Origin of the sequence: Indibacter alkaliphilus LW1 (assembly GCF_000295935.2) — a bacterium.
In the GTDB taxonomy this organism is placed as follows: Bacteria; Bacteroidota; Bacteroidia; order Cytophagales; family Cyclobacteriaceae; genus Indibacter; species Indibacter alkaliphilus.
On record NZ_ALWO02000047.1, the window covers coordinates 100,490 to 120,619 of the forward strand.

16 protein-coding genes are annotated in these 20,130 nt (G+C 40.4%); 10 read left to right on the forward strand and 6 right to left on the reverse strand.

Annotation, left to right across the window (positions count from 1 at the left end; all coding sequences use genetic code 11):
- Positions 1-474: 474 nt before the first annotated feature.
- Complete coding sequence (locus A33Q_RS17615) at positions 475-1,971, reverse strand: Do family serine endopeptidase (RefSeq protein ID WP_009035398.1); 1,497 nt, start codon at positions 1,969-1,971, stop codon at positions 475-477.
- 191 nt (positions 1,972-2,162) lie between these two features.
- Entirely contained in the window at positions 2,163-2,591 is a 429-nt protein-coding gene (locus A33Q_RS17620) for an Hsp20/alpha crystallin family protein (RefSeq protein ID WP_009035397.1), read from the reverse strand.
- A gap of 210 nt (positions 2,592-2,801) precedes the next feature.
- Here A33Q_RS17620 and A33Q_RS17625 point away from each other — a divergent pair, with 210 nt between their 5' ends.
- Positions 2,802-5,309 (forward strand): mechanosensitive ion channel family protein, encoded by a 2,508-nt coding sequence (locus tag A33Q_RS17625; RefSeq protein WP_009035396.1) that lies wholly within the window; start codon positions 2,802-2,804, stop codon positions 5,307-5,309.
- Between the two features lie 34 nt (positions 5,310-5,343).
- On the opposite strand, the gene rlmB is transcribed toward A33Q_RS17625, so the two are convergent.
- Together rlmB and A33Q_RS17635 are read right to left on the reverse strand one after the other, a co-directional pair.
- Positions 5,344-6,120 carry a 23S rRNA (guanosine(2251)-2'-O)-methyltransferase RlmB gene (rlmB, locus tag A33Q_RS17630; protein ID WP_009035395.1) on the reverse strand — a complete coding sequence of 259 codons (777 nt, stop codon included), beginning with the start codon at positions 6,118-6,120 and terminating at the stop codon, positions 5,344-5,346.
- Positions 6,093-7,343 carry a GWxTD domain-containing protein gene (locus A33Q_RS17635; protein WP_009035394.1) on the reverse strand — a complete coding sequence of 417 codons (1,251 nt, stop codon included), beginning with the start codon at positions 7,341-7,343 and terminating at the stop codon, positions 6,093-6,095. The genes rlmB and A33Q_RS17635 overlap by 28 nt, the downstream gene beginning before the upstream one ends.
- Before the next feature lie 49 nt (positions 7,344-7,392).
- Between A33Q_RS17635 and A33Q_RS17640 the strand changes: the two genes are divergently transcribed.
- On the forward strand, positions 7,393-8,169 hold the full coding sequence (locus tag A33Q_RS17640) for a class I SAM-dependent methyltransferase (protein WP_009035393.1): 777 nt from the start codon (positions 7,393-7,395) through the stop codon (positions 8,167-8,169).
- 96 nt (positions 8,170-8,265) lie between these two features.
- Here A33Q_RS17640 and A33Q_RS17645 read toward each other — a convergent pair whose 3' ends face one another.
- A complete protein-coding gene (locus A33Q_RS17645) occupies positions 8,266-11,247 on the reverse strand; it encodes a glycosyltransferase family 117 protein (protein WP_009035392.1) in 2,982 nt (993 codons plus the stop codon).
- 146 nt (positions 11,248-11,393) lie between these two features.
- Between A33Q_RS17645 and trxA the strand changes: the two genes are divergently transcribed.
- The 5 genes from trxA to A33Q_RS17670 all read left to right on the forward strand — a co-directional run bounded on the left by trxA (position 11,394) and on the right by A33Q_RS17670 (position 15,831).
- On the forward strand, positions 11,394-11,714 hold the full coding sequence (gene trxA / locus A33Q_RS17650) for a thioredoxin (RefSeq protein ID WP_009035391.1): 321 nt from the start codon (positions 11,394-11,396) through the stop codon (positions 11,712-11,714).
- A gap of 91 nt (positions 11,715-11,805) precedes the next feature.
- Entirely contained in the window at positions 11,806-13,227 is a 1,422-nt protein-coding gene (locus tag A33Q_RS17655) for an MBL fold metallo-hydrolase (protein ID WP_009035390.1), read from the forward strand.
- Between the two features lie 115 nt (positions 13,228-13,342).
- Positions 13,343-14,734: an OprD family outer membrane porin gene (locus A33Q_RS17660; protein ID WP_009035389.1), complete on the forward strand. Its 1,392-nt coding sequence runs from the start codon at positions 13,343-13,345 to the stop codon at positions 14,732-14,734.
- 20 nt (positions 14,735-14,754) lie between these two features.
- Positions 14,755-15,336, forward strand: coding sequence for a YeeE/YedE family protein (locus tag A33Q_RS17665; protein WP_009035388.1), 582 nt, complete (start codon positions 14,755-14,757; stop codon positions 15,334-15,336).
- A 12-nt stretch (positions 15,337-15,348) separates the two neighbouring features.
- Positions 15,349-15,831 carry a DUF6691 family protein gene (locus A33Q_RS17670; protein ID WP_009035387.1) on the forward strand — a complete coding sequence of 161 codons (483 nt, stop codon included), beginning with the start codon at positions 15,349-15,351 and terminating at the stop codon, positions 15,829-15,831.
- A 175-nt stretch (positions 15,832-16,006) separates the two neighbouring features.
- Here the strand turns inward: A33Q_RS17670 and A33Q_RS17675 are convergent, their stop codons facing one another.
- Positions 16,007-16,552, reverse strand: coding sequence for a cupin domain-containing protein (locus tag A33Q_RS17675; protein WP_009035386.1), 546 nt, complete (start codon positions 16,550-16,552; stop codon positions 16,007-16,009).
- A gap of 115 nt (positions 16,553-16,667) precedes the next feature.
- Here A33Q_RS17675 and A33Q_RS17680 point away from each other — a divergent pair, with 115 nt between their 5' ends.
- From A33Q_RS17680 to A33Q_RS17690, 3 genes are all read left to right on the forward strand, one after another.
- The gene (locus tag A33Q_RS17680; protein WP_009035385.1) at positions 16,668-17,843 is read left to right on the forward strand and encodes an MFS transporter; all 1,176 of its coding nucleotides are present in this window, start codon (positions 16,668-16,670) and stop codon (positions 17,841-17,843) included.
- Positions 17,844-17,923: 80 nt separating this feature from the next.
- A complete protein-coding gene (locus A33Q_RS17685; protein WP_009035384.1) occupies positions 17,924-18,640 on the forward strand; it encodes an acyl-[acyl-carrier-protein] thioesterase in 717 nt (238 codons plus the stop codon).
- A gap of 76 nt (positions 18,641-18,716) precedes the next feature.
- A complete protein-coding gene (locus A33Q_RS17690) occupies positions 18,717-19,937 on the forward strand; it encodes a helix-turn-helix domain-containing protein (protein ID WP_009035383.1) in 1,221 nt (406 codons plus the stop codon).
- Positions 19,938-20,130 lie beyond the last annotated feature (193 nt).

The following is a 20,130-nucleotide window of genomic DNA, read 5'->3' on the forward strand; positions in this document are numbered from 1 at the left end:
CTATTGGCTAATATATTCGATTTGTCCAATTTACTTCATATACATGAAGATCTAATTATCCTAGAACCTGAAACTAAGTCATTTTTTACTTTTTGAAATTGAAATAAATCTATTACCAATTTGGTTCAACCCTTTCAGGGTTGGATCTCAACTCAATTTTATAAAATCCCCGGGTTGCTACCCGGGGCTATTCATGGTTTAACCCCCTCCGGGGTTTTCTAGTCATCTCGATGATGTAATTGTCAATTTAATAACTCAGCATGACCTAGGTTATTATTGCCGTTTTAAGACCTTTAAAGGTTTTCAGTCAAATCGCAAATAATCAGGTAATTCCATTCACTAATCTCTTTTCTTCTTTGCGCCTTTGCGAGAAATCAAACTCCGCGTGAACCTTACCGTTACCCCTTAAAAAACGAAAAAGGCCAGTCCAGTGGACTGACCTTATTTCAAACACAAAACAACTTAACACTTTACCTAATCTATCTTGATCTCGAAGTAATACTCCTGACCATTAGGATACACACCTAATATAACTATCTCTTCTCCTTTATTGTTTTGCAGGATTTCAGAAAGATCGTCAGCTCCGGAGATTCTATACCTGCCGTCCTGACCGATCACCGAGGTAATTATAAATCCAACCTTAGCACCTGATTTCTTCCATGCTTCATTGTCAATGCTAACTATGGCCGCACCTCCCTGGATATTTAACCTGGTTTTGGCATCTGCCTTAACATCCTCAAATGTCACCCCACTGAATACACTTCTTTTTGGAGCTTCTTTACGGATAATTTTGGTATCTCCTGAAATATTCTTCAGCGTAGCCATTGTTGTCTGTTCCTGACCTTTTCTCATGTAGCGGACTTCGACTTTATCTCCAGGACGTTTTCTGGCTACCATTTCCTGAAGTTTGGCCACATTGTGGGTTTCCGTTCCATCTACTCCGACGATAACATCACCTTTTTTCAGCCCTGCTTCCTCTCCTCCGGAACCTTCATTGACTTCCATGATATATACGCCGCGGTTAAGCCCTATAGTCTCACCCAAATATTCTTCCAACTCTGGACTAACATCTCTGATCTGCACGCCCAACAAACCTCTCTGAACAGTGCCAAATTCCAACAAATCATCCATCACTTTTTTCACAATAGAAGTAGGTATGGCAAACGCATATCCATTAAATGTTCCTGTACGGGAAGCAATAGCGGTATTGATCCCGATCAGTTCACCCGCCAAGTTAACCAAAGCTCCACCTGAATTCCCAGGGTTGACCACAGCATCTGTCTGCAAAAAGGCCTCTATCTGAAGATTATTTTCAAGATCTCTTAAAATGCCAATATTTCTAGCCTTGGCACTGATGATTCCTGCGGTTACTGTAGAGGTGAGATCAAAAGGGTTTCCCACTGCCAACACCCACTCACCTACATTTACCTGATCGGAATCGCCAAACCTAACAAAAGGCAGCCCTTTAGCTTCAATTTTGATCAGAGCCAAATCAGTAGTAGGATCGGTCCCGATTACTCTTGCTGAGTATCTTGTATTGTCCTCCAAAGAAATATCTATTCTTGTGGCATTTTCTATCACGTGGTTATTGGTGACAATATATCCATCTTCAGATATAATCACTCCCGATCCGGAACTCCTTCCTTCTCTTGGAGCGCCTCCCCTATCAGGAGATCTAAAACCAAAAAACTCTTCAAATGGATCTGCTCCTCTTTGCCTCTGGGAAACAGTCACACTACTTTTGACATGGACTACAGCAGGGGTGACCATTTGTGCGGAAGCCACGAAATTGATACCATCAGGTACCGTAAATTTGTCATTGGATAGCCAGTTGACCAAACTGGTGTCTTGTTTATCTGTAAAATTGGTTGCGGAATTCTGCTTCGAAAGGTAGCTGGCTCCGGCCAATGCAACTACTCCTCCAATCAAAGAAGCTAAGATAATCCCTAGGAAGAATTGTTTTTTATTCATTTCAACGTGGTTTAAGTTCTGTATTTGATACACGTAATTTACTTTCTACCGTTTGCAAAAATCAGACTGAATCAAGAAACCCTAAGCGCTTTTAACAAGGTTTAACCGAATCATTAGTATTGAATCAAGCTGGTTTATTGTAAACTACTACAATCTAAACAAAAAAAAAGGAAGTGGGTTTCCCCACTTGCCTATTTTACTTCAATAGTGGTTTTATTGGCCTTTTTTTCTGTTTTCGGAAGCATGAGTTTCAGCAATCCGTCTTCATATTTGGCAGAGATATTTGCTCCATCTACATCTTCCGGCAAATAAAAAGACCTGCTGAAAGAGCCGTAGTGGGTTTCCACAGAATGGTAATTTTTACCTTCTTTTTTTTCTTCCATCTTCCTTTCTCCTGAAATGATCAGTCTGCCATCTTCCATCTCAAGTTTGAAATCCGATTTTTTCATTCCAGGCACAGAAACCTGAATTTCATATTTTTCATCATCTTCTGCAATATCCACGGCCGGTGTGAATTTTTTCACACTCTGACCTATGCTGTCGTTGAAGAATCTGTCCAACATACTTGAAAATGTAGCTGGATACTGAGGCTCCAATTGGTTATATCTTGCGAGTTTCATAGTGGTAATAGTTTTAGATTATTGATTAAAATGATCACACTTACTCTTCCATAAATTATATACCAGGGGATATTCTGCGCCATATTGACGTGGTTAATACCTAAATCACCAATAAACAGGTCATATTGGCAGTAAAAATAAGGGTTTTATCCTACATTTGTCTTTGAGTAAGAATCACTCTATCTTTTAGCAGCTAATTATCGAAGCAGTATGCCATTCAAAATTGTTTTTTCAGGTTTTCTCCTTCTAAGCCTTTCATTTTTGCCGGTTTTTGGACAAGAGGAAAGTGTAAGTCGATCAGTGGACTCTCTCTTGATTAGCAATGGAGACAAGCCCCCTGTTGATACCGTCCCAAGCATGCCCAGAACAAGTCTTGAAGCCAGTATTCAGCGGACACAGGAAGCCTCTTTTAAAATTGGAAGGGTCAATCAGATTTTAAGGAAGGAACTAGACACCACGGATATTGCACTTTTGATCCCTCAAGCAGATAGATTTACCCAGACGGTAGAGTCGAGGCTAGACAATCCGGAATCCAAAATCAACCTCAGATACATCAATGCCCTTCTCAATTGGAGAGAAAGCATAGGAGAAAAAATCAATAATGAGGACAAGAATATCAGCAATCGTATTCAACAACTGGCATTGGTCAAACAAAAACTCGACTCCATAAGGCAGGATGATATTATCCGAGGCCAATTGAGGGATACTACGCTGCTTCCCGAATACCAACAGTCTTTAAGAACATTAAGAACCAATTTAGAACTTGCCGACAGCACCCTCAATGCCCAAAGACTGAGTGTAGCAAGGTTCCAATCAAGGGTCGCCAATCTCAACATTCGGATCAAGGAAATAGATGAAAGATTGCACAGCGAAAAAAGGATATTGGAAAGGGCTTTGTTTTCCAAAGAAACCAATTACATCTGGGAACCGAGAGAGTTTCCCAACACTGAAAGATTGATAGATATTTTCAGGGATTCCTTAAGATTCAACATCATCATTCTGGGTGGCTATATCAACAATCACCTTGGACTGACTGCCTTTTTGATCATATTGGCTTTGCTGATGTACCGATGGGCAAGCACCAACCTTAAAAAAATCCGAAGTGAAAAGGAATTTGCCACCATTATTATGGCCCGGATCAGGTACCTTCCCAGGCATCCATTTTTGTCCAGTTTATTATTTATTTTGGCAATAGCGCCTCTTTTATTCACTAATCCTCCTGTATCGTTTTTTATATTTATTTTGATTCTGACAGTCAGCATTTCGGGCATTTTACTCAGACTTAGGATTGGTAAAAGAGGAATGAAAGTTTGGCTGCTTCTTTACGGATTATTTGTAATTAGTGCTGCCAGCAACCTATATTGGGAAATAGCCTTTCAAGAAAGATGGCACCTGTTATTTTTTAATGTAGCTGGGATTTTATTGGGACTGAAGTTGATCAGATTGCAAAAAATGGAAAAAGAGTCCATTCCGGAATATGTCCACATTTTGGCCAAAATTTATATCTCATTTTGCTCTGTATCCATCCTAGCAAATATTTTTGGAAGATTTAGTCTTGCAAAAATGATAGGAATCACTGCGACACTCAGCCTTTTGCATGCTATTAGTCTGATTATTTTCATCATCATCATCAAGGAATTCATCTACCTTCAGATTGAAGTCAGCCGTAAAAATGAGAATGAATTCACTTCGGTCATTGATTTTTATGATATCCAAAAAAGAATCAACAGCCTTTTTTCCTATCTGGCCATTGCCATCTGGGCATATTACTTTTTTGAAAGTCTTACAATTCTGGAAACCTTACTGGAAGGAATAGGAGAATTTCTTTCCAAGCCTAGAAATATCCTTAATGCCACATTCACATTTGCACAAATCGCTGTATTTATATTGGTGGTTTACATTTCCACATTCCTTGCCAACACCGTAGCTTATTTTGCCAATATCAAGGACCAGCAAAATGTGAACTTCAGGAATAAAAGACTGGGGTCTTCTATTCTATTGATCCGTCTTGCAGTATTGACCGTAGGTTTTCTGATCGCTATTGCGGCATCCGGCATACCGGTGGACAAAATTGCCATTGTCCTTGGGGCATTGTCCGTGGGTATTGGTTTTGGCCTGCAGACCATAGTCAACAACTTGGTATCCGGAGTAATTCTGGCCTTTGAAAGACCCATTCAGATCGGGGATGTCATACAGGTCGGAAGTATAGAGGGTACTGTCAGGGAAATTGGGATTAGGGCCAGTAAAATCAAAAACTGGGACGGTGCAGAGGTGATCATTCCAAACGGTGACCTTCTCGCCCAACAACTGACAAACTGGACACTCTCTGACAAACAACGCAGAGTGGAACTGATCATCGGAGTTAGTTACAATGCTGATATGGATCTCGTGACTGAGCTTATCCAAAAGGAACTCGACCAGGAAGAAATTCTCAAAAATCCTCAGCCCCGAGTTTATCTGCAGACTTTCGCTGATAACTCCGTCAATTTCAGGGTACTCTTCTGGGTCAATGACATCGATATTTGGGTAATCCTCCGAGACCAGGTCATGCGCAGCATCTGGAAAGCATTCAAGGAAAATAAGGTGGAAATTCCGTTCCCTCAGAGGGACCTACATGTCAAAAGCTTCCCTGGACTGATCAAAGAAAGTATTTCAAAAGCTTTAGATATAGAGGAAAGCGCGAATGAAGGTGAAAAAAGAAACCCTGACAAAACTTAAAATCTGTCAGGGTTATTTAAAAGAGGCGTTTAGATCAGGACCTTCTTTGCCTGATGCCTTCATATATCACTACAGCAGCAGAAACCGAAACATTTAAACTTTCAATATTTCCCGCCAAAGGAATCTTAACAAATTCGTCCGACAGCCCCATCAATTCCTGAGAGATCCCGTCTTCCTCCGAACCCATAATCAAAGCTGTAGGCAAGGTGAAATCTGCATCGTACATTAGCCTTTCTGTTTTCTCCGTGACGCTGATTACATTCAGTCCCATTTTCTTAAGATCCTTCAGGGTATAGTAGAGGTTTTTAACCCTACATACAGGAAGGTGATTCAAGGCTCCTGCTGATGTTTTCACGGCATCTGAATTGATTTGTGCACTCCCTTTTTCAGGAATTACAATAGCGTGAACGCCTGCACAATCTGCGGTACGGGCAATAGCTCCAAAATTCCTTACATCAGTAATTCTATCCAAAACCAAAATCATAGGTGCAATCCCTTTGGAAAAGCATTCCTCAATGACATTATCCAAAGAAGCGTACTGAATGGAAGACATATGGGCGATGACTCCCTGATGATTTTTTCTGGTGATTCTGTTAAGCTTTCCCTCCGGTACTCTGACTACAGGAATCCGCTCTTCCTTCGCCAATTTCAACAATTCTTTGATCAGCTCATTATTGACTTCTTTATCAACAAGAATTTTGTCCAATTCCTTTTGTGCATGTATGGCTTCCATGACTGCCCTGGTCCCAAAAATAAAATCCTTATCCTGTTCGCCTTTATTGATCAGAAATCCATCTGTCCGCTTCTCCATAGTGTGATGCTTTTGAACCACTCCGGCTGTAAGCTTCTGGAGCGGTTGAGTATATAATAATTAGGGGTCAAAATATTTTTGACGCGTGCAAAGGTAAAAGTAATTTTTGAATTAGAGTTGGCGCTAAGGTAAGACCATATCTCCCCGTTAAGCTTAAAGGACACTTCATTTGGTGGGCCCATCACCGTGTAGACCATTCCCCTGTCAGTTTTCCAGCCTTCTTTAAAGTCAGTAAAAAGGATATTTGCGAACTCAATTTGTTTGAAATATTCGCTGATCAGCTTTTTGGCGGTCTCTTCATCCTTGGTCAAGCCTATCCAATATTGATCCAGGGCTATTTTTTTATCTTCTGCAGCTTGTAAAGACTCATGTTCTTTTCTGGTAGAGATATATACTACCATTTCTGCCATTTCATCATAATCCCTGACTTTGGGAAAAGCATCGTGAACAGTCCTCAGCATCATCCCCTTTGTGGAATTGGTGTCAGACTGTATAAAAAAATATCCATCCTCGGGAAATCGTTTTGGTGTATTAAGCAGGAAGTCCCCCTTATAATCCACTGTAACTTCTCTGGGAACTGAAGCCGGTCTGATCTCCATGGGCGGCAGGGGTGGATCAAAATTGGCCGGGTAGTGGAAATTATGAAGACTTACCGGACCACTTCCCTTGAAAACCAAGGCGTCATTTTTTACAATGAAATTTTGGTCAAAAGGAATATCATCTCCGTAGTAAGCCCAAAAATCCGAATACCCAAAAACAAAGGGACTGATCAGATCAGCATGGTAATAATACTCATCACCTTGACGGGTGTCTGTAGCCCGGAAAAGGGCAAATGCCATTTCCTGACCTTCGGGAATAGTGACTTTTTTCTCAAAATAATAATGAAAATTTGTCTCCCTCACCAAATCTTCCTCCACCAAGTTGATCATATTTTGGGCTGTTATCGGCTCTTGAAAGGAAGATAAAATCCCATAAGAAAAATTATATACCCCGAAATCAATATTTTCCTCGATTTTTTCCACTGGCATTTTCAAGATAAAAGTCCGATCACTTTCCAACACAGGAATAACTTTAGGTGCTATCCTAGAGTACCTGGAATACCTCAATGCCTGATTGAGCTGTTCCAAAGTCTGCTGACTATATGCTGATGGAGAATGGGAAAATAGTATGACTACAAGGCCTATGAAGAGTGTTATTTTTGAAGGGAATTTTTGTCTGATCATCTGCTTTTAAAAATTAAGCTTAATTTTGCTCAAATTAACGAAATTTTGAATGGCTACCTATACAACGGAAATCACTTCTGATAAGTTGGTCAGTGATAACCCCATCCACCAACGACTGCTTAAAGCATATATTGCTGCCAAACCACTTGTGAACGGTAAGTTGCTGGAGGTAGGATGCGGAGAAGGCAGAGGGGTAGAAGTACTTTTAAAACATGTAGATTCTTATCTGGGGATTGACAAAATTCAGGAAGTAATCAATTCTCTCAGCGAGAAATACCCAAATGCTACATTTCAGCAGGCGGTGATCCCTCCATTCTCAGAGCTTCCCAGTGATAATTTTGATACAGTGGTGAGCTTTCAGGTGATCGAGCATATAGAAAACGACAGACTGTTTTTAGAAGAAATTTACAGGGTCTTGAAACCCGGAGGCAAAGCCATTATCTCCACTCCAAATATCCGGCATACGCTGTCAAGGAACCCTTGGCATATCCGGGAATATACAGGACCTGAATTGACACGGCTTTGCAAAAGCATATTTGAGGAAGTGGAATCTTTGGGAATAGGTGGCAATTCCAAAGTCTGGGATTATCACGAGGCAAACCGAAAATCCGTGAATAAAATCATGCGTTTTGACATCCTGGATCTGCAGCACAAACTGCCTGCAAGTGTATTAAAATGGCCTTATGAAGTATTGAACCGATTGAACAGAAATAAGCTACACAAACAAAAAGGCAATCAGGTGACAGATATTTCCCATGAAGACTACTTATTGGTAGACCATCCCGATAAAGGTTTAGACTTGTTTTATATTTTGAAAAAATCCTGATTTCCCTTTAAATATACCTGATAGATCAGGTCAGTTATCATAAAAAAATCCGGACTTTTCAGCCCGGAATTTTTTATGATAAGTTTGAGCTCCCTTTTATCTTCTGTCCAATAATGAACCTCCAGATGAAGAGCCCATGATTCTATCCAGACCGGACTTCAATTGAGAAGAAAGTTCAGTATAGCCTCTTTCGTCCAGCAATGGGATAAAGTATTTCAGCATCTCTATAGAAATCATTGCCTCCCTGTCATAATCCCTGCCCTCTCTGGCATAGAATTCCAACATCTGAACAGACTTGTGGGAGATTTTTTCCACTATATCCAAGGCCAAATCATCTTCACCGACCTCAAACAACAAAGGTACCATCTGTCCACTCGCCAAATCGTAAGGAACGGCTTCATGAGGCATTTTTTCCAAACTGAATCTTAAAATCTCTGCTGCCCTATCAAGATCATCTTCATCCAAAAGTGCGATGGCTATGGCATTGATCGCTGAACGGTGATTGGATGTAAATCTCCTGAACTCATCATCGAAGTAATTGTCCGGATTGTCCATGCCTCTAAAGGCAAACTCCTCCATGACGTTTTTAAATGCCAGGTCTGCATTGACAAGTTCAGACCTCATATTCTGCGGTCTTCTTACAGGAAGCAACCTATAAGTCAAGCCTTCCTGCACCACGTAGTCCTCTATATCCAAGCCAATGGTTGCAAGCGATGTATTGTTGAAGTATATGGGTCTTTCCCAGTTATTGCTTGTAATCAGGTCAACAAGCATCAAATTACCTCTTGTCATGTAACTTCCTTTCACCCTCAAATTCACTTGGTCAGTCATCAAAGACTCCATGCCTTCAGGGATAAGCCCTTTTTCATATACATTTTGAATATCAACATCCAGAATCAGGTTTTTGGAAGGGACCATATTGTAACTGCTTCTTCCTCCGGCAGACAATTTCAAAACCTCGCTTTTGTTCTTGAGAAGTCGGAGGTATTCTTTAGCCGAAATCGCCTCCAAATTTTGTCGCTCCATGACATACAATACATCATTGGTGCCTTTTTTATAATTTTCATATTCCAACGAAAAAGGCAAACCTTCCGATTCGTATGCAGGCCTTGACAATTGGTCCACGTACCAATCTGTATCAAAATAACTCAACACCACCACTCTTACATCTGTTCTGAACCCCTCTACTTCCTGTACATACCAAAGCGGGAAAGTATCATTATCTCCTCCTGTAAATAAAATTGCATTCGGGGCGCAAGAAGCCAGGAAATTCCTGGCTGAATCTACCGAAAAGAACCTCCCCTGCCTGTTGTGGTCATCCCAATTTTGAGAAGCCATCAAAACCGGTATCGGGAAAGTAATCAAGGTCGCGATGATTCCGGCAAAAGCCAGGTTCTTGTTGAGCTTACCTATCCAATGGGCCAAGGCCATGACTCCTATTCCTATCCAAATCGCAAAAGCATAGAAGCTACCTACATATATGTAATCCCTTTCCCGGGGTTCAATTGGTGGAGAGTTCAGGTACAAGACCAATACAACTCCCATCATCAAAAAGAGCATGGTGGTGATGTAAAAAGACTTGGGGTCATTTTTTGCCTGAAAAATCAAGCCTATAATCCCCAATAGCAAAGGTAGCATCAGGTAATTATTGTGTGCTTTGTTCTCTTTGATATAATCCGGGAATTTATCCGAGAAAAAATCACCAATCCCCAACCAAGGCGCATCAGAGAAATCACTTTCCCTTCCGGAAAAATTCCACATAAAATACCTCCAGTACATATGACCCAATTGATGGGAAAACATAAAATAAAGATTATCTCCAAAAGTAGGTTTTTCACCCTCTCTCAATCCCAGCTTAGACCTGTATATTTGCTTGTGCCTTTCCTGGGTAGAATAAATTCTCGGCAGAATCGTAGTCCTGGCCGGATCGTAAGTATTCACTGTATTGTAATCTACGATCTCATACTTGTCTTTTCCTTTGAGATAGATCGGAGAACCTTCCGCCTGATCAATAAGCTCAGCATCGAAATACTGACCATGCATCAAAGGCCTGTAGCCGTACTGTTCCCTTTTCAAATAAGAGACATAACTGATAATGTCCTTAGGAGCATTTTGATTGATCACGGTATCCTGATTGGCCCTGACAACGATCAATGCATAGGATCCATAACCAATCATGATAAAGACCAATGATACTAAAATAGTATTGAGAACAACTTTGCTGTTTTTGATGGAATAGATAACTCCATAAACCAAAGAGCCTACAAAAAGCGCAATAAATACAACTACACCAGATCCAAACGGAAGGCCAAGGCTGTTGACAAAAAATATCTCCATAGACCCCGCCATACTCGGCAATCCCGGGATGATGATATTGTTGATAATGATCAATGCCAAGCCTCCCAAGGCCAATGCGATGATTCCACCTTTGAGATTTGGATTTTTATATTTTTTGAAATAATAAATCAGAGCAAGAGCAGGCAGTGTAACCAAATTGAGCAAATGGACACCTATAGAAAGCCCTACCAAGTAGGCGATAAAAATCATCCACCTGTTTTCATCTCTGGGATCTTCTATTACATCCCACTTCAAAAAGGCCCAAATTACAATTGCTGTAAAAAAAGATGACATGGCGTAAACTTCAGCCTCTACAGCGGAGAACCAAAAACTATCCGTAAAAGTATAGACCAAAGCCCCTACGATTCCAGCACCCAAAAGCGTAATAGTCTCTCCCTTACTTTCTTTTCCTTTTTCTATCTGAAAAAGTTTTCTTCCGAAGAGTGTGATTGACCAGAACAAAAACAAAATTGTCAGGCCTGAAAACAAAGCACTCCCTATATTCATCCAATAGGCCACAGAAAGCCCATCACCAAAAGCCAGAAATCCAAACATTCTGTAAGTGAGCAAAAAAAACGGAGCTCCGGGAGGATGGGGCACCTGAAGCTTGTAAGAAACAGCTATAAACTCCCCTGGGTCCCAAAAACTCGCAGTTTGTTCAACGGTAAGTGAATAGACTAAAGTAGCTACCAGAAAAACCAGCCAACCTGTCAGGTTATTGACCTTTTTGAAATCAAGCATTGTTTTTGAAAATGATGTGTCGGGCGAAATTAATCAATAATTAATAATTGGGGTGTATTTTAACAGCATTTAAAGGTTTGTGATAAAAATTACTGATATCCCTCCAGTCTTCGCCTACTTTTGTAAAGTAAATTAACAGAACAGCCATGAGCGATAAAGCAAAAACATTCAGCGAATTGATAGCAGGTGACACACCGGTGTTGGTAGATTTTTTTGCCACATGGTGCGGACCCTGTCAGATGATGCAACCTATTTTGGAAGACACTTCCAGGCAGGTAGGTGAAAAAGTAAAAATCATCAAAGTAGACGTAGACAAAAACCCACTTGCCGCAAGTAAATTTCAAGTAAGGGGAGTTCCCACACTTATTTTGTTTCATAAGGGACAACCTGTCTGGAGACAATCGGGAGTAGTACCTGCCCACCAATTGGTCAAGGTAATTGAACAAAATATTCCCGTTGATGCCTAAAAAGAATTAAGTGACAAAAGTCATTTAGGCAATCCTCATCACAAGCTAATATTGTATAGAAATTATAAACACAATTAACCAAAAGAATAAAATGATAATAGAACAAATATACACTGGGTGTCTAGCTCAAGGAGCTTATTACATTGAGTCAGATGGAGAAGCGGCGATCATCGATCCATTGAGAGAAGTGCAGCCTTACATTGAAAAGGCAGGGAGAAGAGGTGCAAAAATCAAGTATGTTTTTGAAACACATTTCCATGCTGATTTTGTATCCGGTCATCAGGATCTTTCTTCCAAAACGGGTGCCCCGATTGTATTTGGCCCTACAAGTATGAAGATGGGATTCGATGCAATCATTGCTGAAGATGGACAGGAATTTCCTCTTGGAAAAGCCAAATTTAAAGTGATCCATACTCCTGGGCATACCATGGAAAGTACTTGTTTCCTTTTGATCAATGAAGAGGGAAAAGAAGAAGCTCTATTTACCGGAGACACCTTATTTATTGGGGATGTGGGACGTCCTGACTTGGCACAAAAAGTCATAAAAGACCTCACGCAGGACAAACTCGCAGGACACCTCTATGATTCTTTGAGAAATAAAATCATGCCTTTGGCTGATGATATTATCGTCTATCCTGCCCATGGAGCAGGAAGTGCTTGCGGAAAAAACATGAGCAAAGAAACTACGGACACTTTGGGTAACCAGAAAAAAACAAATTACGCCTTGCAGGAAATGACCAAGGAGGAATTTATAAAAGAGGTCACTACAGGACTTACTCCTCCACCATCCTATTTTCCACAAAATGTAATGATGAATATCCAAGGGTATGATTCCATTGACGAGGTACTGAACAGAGGCATCAACCCGCTGAGCCCGGCTGCATTTGAAGCGGCTGCTAATGAAACCGGTGCCGTTGTGATTGACACCAGAGATGCACAGACATTCGCCAAAGGTTTTATCCCTAATTCCATCAATATTGGCATCGACGGAAGCTTTGCTGTATGGGTAGGAGCTTTAGTTCCAGACTTGAAGCAGGAGTTGTTGATAGTTGCAGATGAAGGAAGGGAAGAAGAAGTAGTGACCAGATTGGCAAGAGTAGGATATGATCACGCAATTGGCTATCTCAAAGGTGGTTTTGAAGCATGGGAAAATGAAGGAAACGAAGTAGATTCCATCACATCCATTTCTGCAGGAGAATTGGCCTCCCTGATGGATAAGGACCAGGACTTGGAAGTATTGGATGTCAGAAAAAATTCTGAATTCCTCAGCGAACATGTTTTGGGAGCCGAAAACGCACCTTTGGACTACATCAACGAAAGCATGTCAAAAGTGAACAAAGACAAGACATACTATGTGCATTGTGCAGGAGGGTACAGATCTATGATTTTTGTATCCATCTTGAAAGCGAGAGGTTTTGAAAATCTTATCGATGTAAAAGGAGGCTTTGCAGCGATCAAGGATTCAGGTGAAATTAAAGTAAGTGAATACGTTTGCCCGACTACCCTACTTTAAGCAGAATATAATATCGAGTAAAATGGCAGGACTTGAGTTCTGCCATTTTTAGTTTATAAACAGCCTAGGTGATATTTGTCACAGTTTTAAAAAATAGATTTAAAGAGTTTTGAAAATGTTTCGGAGTCTGGTTTTGTTCATTTTATTGCTTTTTGCGATGCAAGTAAATGCACAAAATGAATTGAGTAGTCAGGACAGCGCTGCCCTTCAATCCAGAAAACTGGGGGAAGATCTGAAAAAAGGAGAAGTGGATTTCCACATCAAATCTTTCTTTATGTCGACCATCAACAAGGGAGAATTATTAGATTATTCCACCCTAGCCACTGGGGCGGGCATTGGATATACTACTCCGGAATGGAAAGGATTTCAGGTCAGGTTCAACGGCTTCTTTACCTTTCAGCTCTTTGAAAACAACATTCGGATTGCCGACCCTGCTACAGGTGCAGGCAATCGATACGAAATCCTTTTGTATGACATGAATGATGTCAACAACACCAACAAACTGGATCGCTTAGAAGAGTTGTATCTCAGCTACCGCAAAAACAGATTCCGGTTCAAATTGGGAAGACAAAAAGTTCAAAGTCCTTTATTAAACGAACAGGACAACCGAATGCGGCCAAATGTATTTGGAGGCCTTTCTGCTGTGTATGCGGCTAACAATTGGAAGCTTACGGCAATGTGGATTGAATCTGTAACTATCCGAGGCACCGTAGATTGGTATAGTGTAGAGGATTCTTATGGAGTTTATCCTTTCGGAAGAAATCCTTTTGGCCAGCCATCTGGTTATAAAGGAAATGTGGATTCTAAAGGCATTGCGATGCTCGGGACACAGTTTCATAAAAATGGCTGGACCATTCAAGGCTGGAATTATCTGGCAGAAAATGTGTTCAATCTCACATTTGGCCAAGTAGATTACCAGAAAAGCCTGGATAATGGCATCAGGTTACATGCAGGATTACAAAGCTTGCATCAATTTGCCGTCAATGATGGTGGGAATTCAGAAAGTGAAAAGACATACATTATGCCCAATGAAAATGTGACTGCAGTGGGAGGAAAGTTGGGAGTTTTTTACAGGAAGCACAACCTTTCTTTCAACTTCCTTGGCATCAATGACAATGGCAGATTTCTTTTTCCTAGAGAATGGGGAAGAGAAAATCTATATGCAAGTCTTCCAAGAGAAAGGTACGAGGGATCAGGAAGTATGAGAGCCTATGTGGTCAAATATGATTTGGTGACTCCTGTGAAAGGATTATTTTCTCAATTTGGCGCAGGTTTGGTAAACCATTCTGATGTAACCGACTTTAGAACAAACAAGTATGGAATTCCATCCTATTATCACTTTACAGGATCAGTGGATTATAGATTCAAGGATTATTTTGAAGGACTTAACCTACAGCTTCTCATCGCAAACAAAACAGCAAAAGAGCCCAGTTTGGTCCCGGAAAATCTGAGAATCAACCGGGTAGATTTATGGAATATTAATATTATTATGGATTACAAATTTTAAATAACAGAAAAAAAAACAATATGGAACAATTTATCGAATGGGTCATCCAACCTTGGCCATGGTATGTGGCAGGGCCTTTAATCGGACTGACTGTCCCAGCCTTGTTAATCCTAGGCAACAAATCCTTCGGGATATCTTCTTCGCTGAGGCATGTCTGTGCTATGTGTGCTCCGGCCAATATTCCTTTTTTCCAATACAACTGGAGAAAAGAAATGTGGAACATGACATTTGTACTCGGAATTCTGATCGGTGGGGTAATCGCATCAGCTTTCCTTTCTAACCCTGAAACCATCGTAGTAGCGGAATCCACACAAAGAGACCTGGCTGCTTTGGGTATTACTGATTATTCCAAACTTCTTCCAGCTGAGATATTCAATTGGGAAAACCTATTTACCCTTAAAGGATTGATTTTCTTCGTTTTCGGAGGATTTATGGTTGGATTCGGAACCCGCTACGCTGGGGGCTGTACTTCCGGTCATGCCATCATGGGAATATCAGCCCTACAATGGCCTTCTGTGGTAGCCACTATCTTCTTTATGCTGGGAGGTTTCTTTACCACACATTTCTTATTGGGTCCATTAATGGCTTGGGCAGGATTTTAAATTTCGATCAAGATGAAAACAAAAGAAACAACAATACAAAAAAATGAGGCTGTGTGCGATTCACCAAATATGCAGCAGCAAAGTGAAAATCTTCTCAAATACCTTATCGTAGGGGTTATTTTCGGGATTTTATTTGTCAAGGCTGAAGTCATCTCCTGGTTTAGAATACAGGAAATGTTTAGACTTCAATCTTTTCACATGTACGGAATTATCGGTTCTGCCATAGCAGTAGGAGTCCTTTCAATACAACTGATCAAAAAATTCAATATCAAAACCATGAAAGGTGAAGCGATCAATATTCCGAAAAAAGAATTCCGAAAAGGTCAGATCATAGGTGGATTCATATTCGGATTGGGCTGGGCAATTACCGGAGCTTGTCCTGGACCGCTTTACGCACAGATTGGGACTGGATTCACTGTAGTAGCTGTCACATTGCTCTCGGCGATTGTAGGTACATGGGTATATGGGAAATTTTCCCATAAACTCCCGAATTAAGCCTGTTTGAACTTAAACCCAAAGCCACCCTGTCCAGCAAGGTGGCTTTTTTTTAGTGAAATACTCTTTTGATAATAGCTCTGATCATGATGATGGCAACCAAGATTACTGAGCCTGCTATAACAAATTCCATGAGGTAAATTTTACCTTATCAACATCTTGTTTTTCACATTGTTCAAACACAGTACTTTTTTATCAGCTCCTCTTTAACACCTTTCTGTTTTGCCTTCTTGGCAAGGAATTTTCCCAAAGGGCTTAATAGCTTGAACAAAAAACTATCTACAAATGAGTCATTCATTTCTGCCAGGATAAAAGCCACTCCCAAGTCTTTGGGAATTCCGTTTTTATCCGTAAGTCCATCCTCAGCCAATCCGTACATAATTCTCAGTGCATATTCAAATCCCTGATGGCCAGGTTCTATTTTGATATTGAATTCAATATTGTGATTCTCGGGATTAAAAAAACCATGAAGTTCCCTTTTTTCTACTTTATAGGACTCTCCCGGATTAAGGATCAAGGTTTTCCCTTTTGCCAGCTTCAGACCAAGCCTACCTTTCACAGCAGTAAAGGTTTCGGTAAAGGAAGTGTGCAAGTGCAAAGGGTTGGCCCCTTCAGGATTTAATTCTAGGTGGAGTTCTGTAATTTTCCCCTTCGTTTCTTCCGCCGTTTGGACAAAAGTGACTTTATCTTTATACAGCGGATTAACAATGGTTTTTTGCATGTTGATGATTTTTAAAGTGAATTTTCTAAACTAAGAAAGCTTTTATATAAATGCAATTCATAATTGTGTGAATGGGTTTAACTTGCGGCCTCAAACCTAAACCTGTTGATTTTTGATGAGTTCCTTAAAGAAAAGAAGGATAGCAATTGGATCATTGTTCTTTCTTGCCGGATTGAGCTTTGCTTCTTGGGCAGCGCGCATACCGGATATTCAAATGAAGTTTTCGTTTTCGGAAGCTCAGCTGGGCACTTTACTATTGGGCTTACCCATTGGTTCATTGGTCGCATTGCCGCTGGCAGGTTGGGCAGCACATAGGTTTGGAAGCAAAATTGTCGTTATTCTTTCTGCTATTGGGTATGCCATATTTCTTCCCTTGATTGGATTCAGTGATTCACTATATATGCTGGTTCCTGTAGTAGTGACATTCGGCATGCTGGGAAATACCATGAATATATCCCTCAATACCCAGGCGCTTGCTTTGGAGGACAGTTATGGAAGGAGCATTTTGGCCTCGCTTCATGGGCTGTGGAGCCTTGCAGGTTTTACAGGGGCGGGTATTGGCGCTTTGATGATATATTTCGACTTGCTGCCCAAAATACATTTTCTACTGATTTCTGGGATTACGATTTCGATTCTTTTGATCGCTCAAAAATATCTCATTCAAGACAAGAGAGCCGGTGGTGGCACAGGAATGGTCCTGAAAAAACCCGATCCACTTTTATTGCGGATCGGAGCTATTGGCTTTTTAGGCATGCTAAGTGAAGGCTGTATGTTTGATTGGAGTGGGGTTTATTTCAAGAAAGTTGTAGATATACAGCCAGGCCTGATTGCTCTTGGCTATGTTTCCTTTATGGGGGCCATGGCAGGAGGCCGCTTTATCTCGGACAGATTGATTAATAGATTTGGGCGTATAGAAATACTCAGGGTCAGCGGATTATTGATTTTTGCAGGATTGATCTTAGCTGTAGTATTTCCCTCTCCCTTAATTGCAACCTTAGGTTTTTTGTTGGTAGGACTGGGAGTTGCTTCCATTGTACCCTCTGCATACAGCATTGCAGGGAGGTCCAAGGAGTTCCCCCCAAGTGTGTCTTTGGCCATGGTGTCTACTTTGTCTTTTTTTGGCTTTCTCATTGGTCCGCCCATGATTGGATTCATCGCAGAATTGCTTAGCCTGAAAACATCTTTTACCATGGTAGCCGTGGCAGGACTGGGCATCACCCTATTGACTTCAGTTCGCTTAGAGGTGTTTGGTTCCATAAATAAAAATAAAGCAGCAAAGAAAGCAATTTAGTCTTTTCACAAGGTCATCATTTACTAACTTTGAATACGCTCGCAATTCGCTTATTCAAACCAAACTCCGAAAAGTTCATCATGAATCAAAAGCTTCCATTTCAGTACGAAAAAGAATTTGAAGTACTTTCTTTTCAAATAGACCCCTTTGGAAAACTCAGGTGGTCTTCTTTGGGCGATCTGATGCAGGAGGTCGCCTGGAAACATGCTGATAGCCGTGGATTTGGGCAGGAGCTGTTTGAAAAAGGACTGATGTGGGTGCTTTCGAGGTTTCAGATTCAAGTACACCGCAAGCCTTCATGGGGAGAGCTCATCACAGTAAAAACTGCTGGCAGGGGAATTTCCGGACTTTTTGCCTTGAGGGAATTTGAAGTGATAGACCAAGCAGGTGAGGTACTCGCTGAAGCCATGTCTGCATGGTTGCTTTTGGATGTCAAAAGCAAAAGACCGAAAAGACCAAGTCAGGTCTTGCCGTCGGAATTATTTGCACTGACTGAAGACGATTCACAATTGCCACCCAAAATCACTTTTTCTGAAACGGGAGATCTTTCCACAGCATTCAACGTCCGAGCTTCTGATCTGGACATGAACAACCATGTCAACAATGTCAGCTATATCAGATGGGTTGAAGATTTCGCTATAGAACAGAAAAAAAAATTCAATAAACTTTGCATTAATTACCTATCTGAAGCACGGATTGGAGAGACTGTTACGATCAAAGGAGATTTTGGCGATACAAAAAACATTTTGGCAGGAATTTCTAAAAGTAAAGTATTTTTTATTGTAGAAATAGCCTGAATTCTATACATTAAGTTTTTTAGAATTTTAGATTAGAACCAAACATTATCAAAACCTCTAATTTACTGATTTTGACATGAGCGTAGGCTTACTCCTTATAATTATTCTTTTATCCTTGGGCACTGTCAACAGTATTTTTTTGATAGTCAATAAGGGCAAAGGTCACTATCCGAATACCATGTTGGGTTGGTCACTACTGATGTATAATTTATTTATCCTGACCTATTTTTTATGGATTGAGGCCGAATATATTCTGGACATGCCTCATTTGTTAAGGTCTTACAGTCCTTTTATGTACCTATGTGCTCCGTTTTTCTATTTTTATGTAAGGAATTCAGCAAAGGGGCTTCGCGGGCTACAAACTTTGGACTGGATACATTTTATTCCGGCATTGATCCATTTTCTGGAATTGATACCGTTTTATTTACTTCCAACAGAGGTGAAACTGGAAATGGCCCAAGCGATCATAGCCTCGCCAGACCAAATCAATTATTTGGGCAGCGGTCTGATTCCTATCTCTTTTCACTACTCGTTCAGAATCTTTCTTCAGACCCTTTATTATATTTATTGTATTCATTTAGTGCTTCAGATCAAACCTGATTTTTTTCAAAGATTCAATATGGATACCTTGAAGGATTGGCTATCCATTGCTATTTTCCTAATGGGCTGGATTGTTTTTTCTAACCTACTCTATGTTTTGCTTGGATATTTCAATTTCGGAGGTAATACTTTTTTCTTAGGGCAAATCACGATTCATATTTCATTGATCGGGATTTTGGTTCTGAATATTTATGTCAACTTCAAGCCTGAAATAGTGTATCAATTTGATCCCCAGAAAGACTTTGGATCAAAACAGAATGAAGAAGGTCAAACCATATCTCTTGGACAGCAGGACGTAACAAAACACCACGCAGAAGTTGAAAAAAATGAACAATTGGTAGCCAAAACAGAGAACAAAACAATAGAAGCATTGAAATACCTTCTGGAAAACGAAAAGATTTTTCAAGAAAAAAGCCTAAACCTCAGGGATATGTCAGACAGGATTGGTTCCTCTCCAAAAACCCTTTCTACATGCATCAAATTGGCCTATGGCAAGGGTTTCAATGAGATTGTCAATGAAATGCGAATTACTTATGCAATTGATAAAATTGAAAATGGGTATTTGGATGATTTTACCCTGGAGGCATTGGGAGAAGAGGTAGGCTTCAATTCGCGAACTACTTTTTTCAATGCTTTCAAAAAATATGAGGGCTGTAGTCCCAGCGAATACTGGAAAAAATTCCAAAATGGAGCATAACACTTGTTATTGTGAAGTTTGACTTTTTACAGGATTTTATAACCAGTAACACTACTTTTTGTTTAAGAAAATTAAGCTATTGTTAATCAAAATACTGCAAAATCTTTACGTAACGATACCACTCCTCAAATATTTTTTTTTAACCTTCTTTTTTTAACATAAGCTTTTTGCATTTCATTTTAAATTTTTCGGA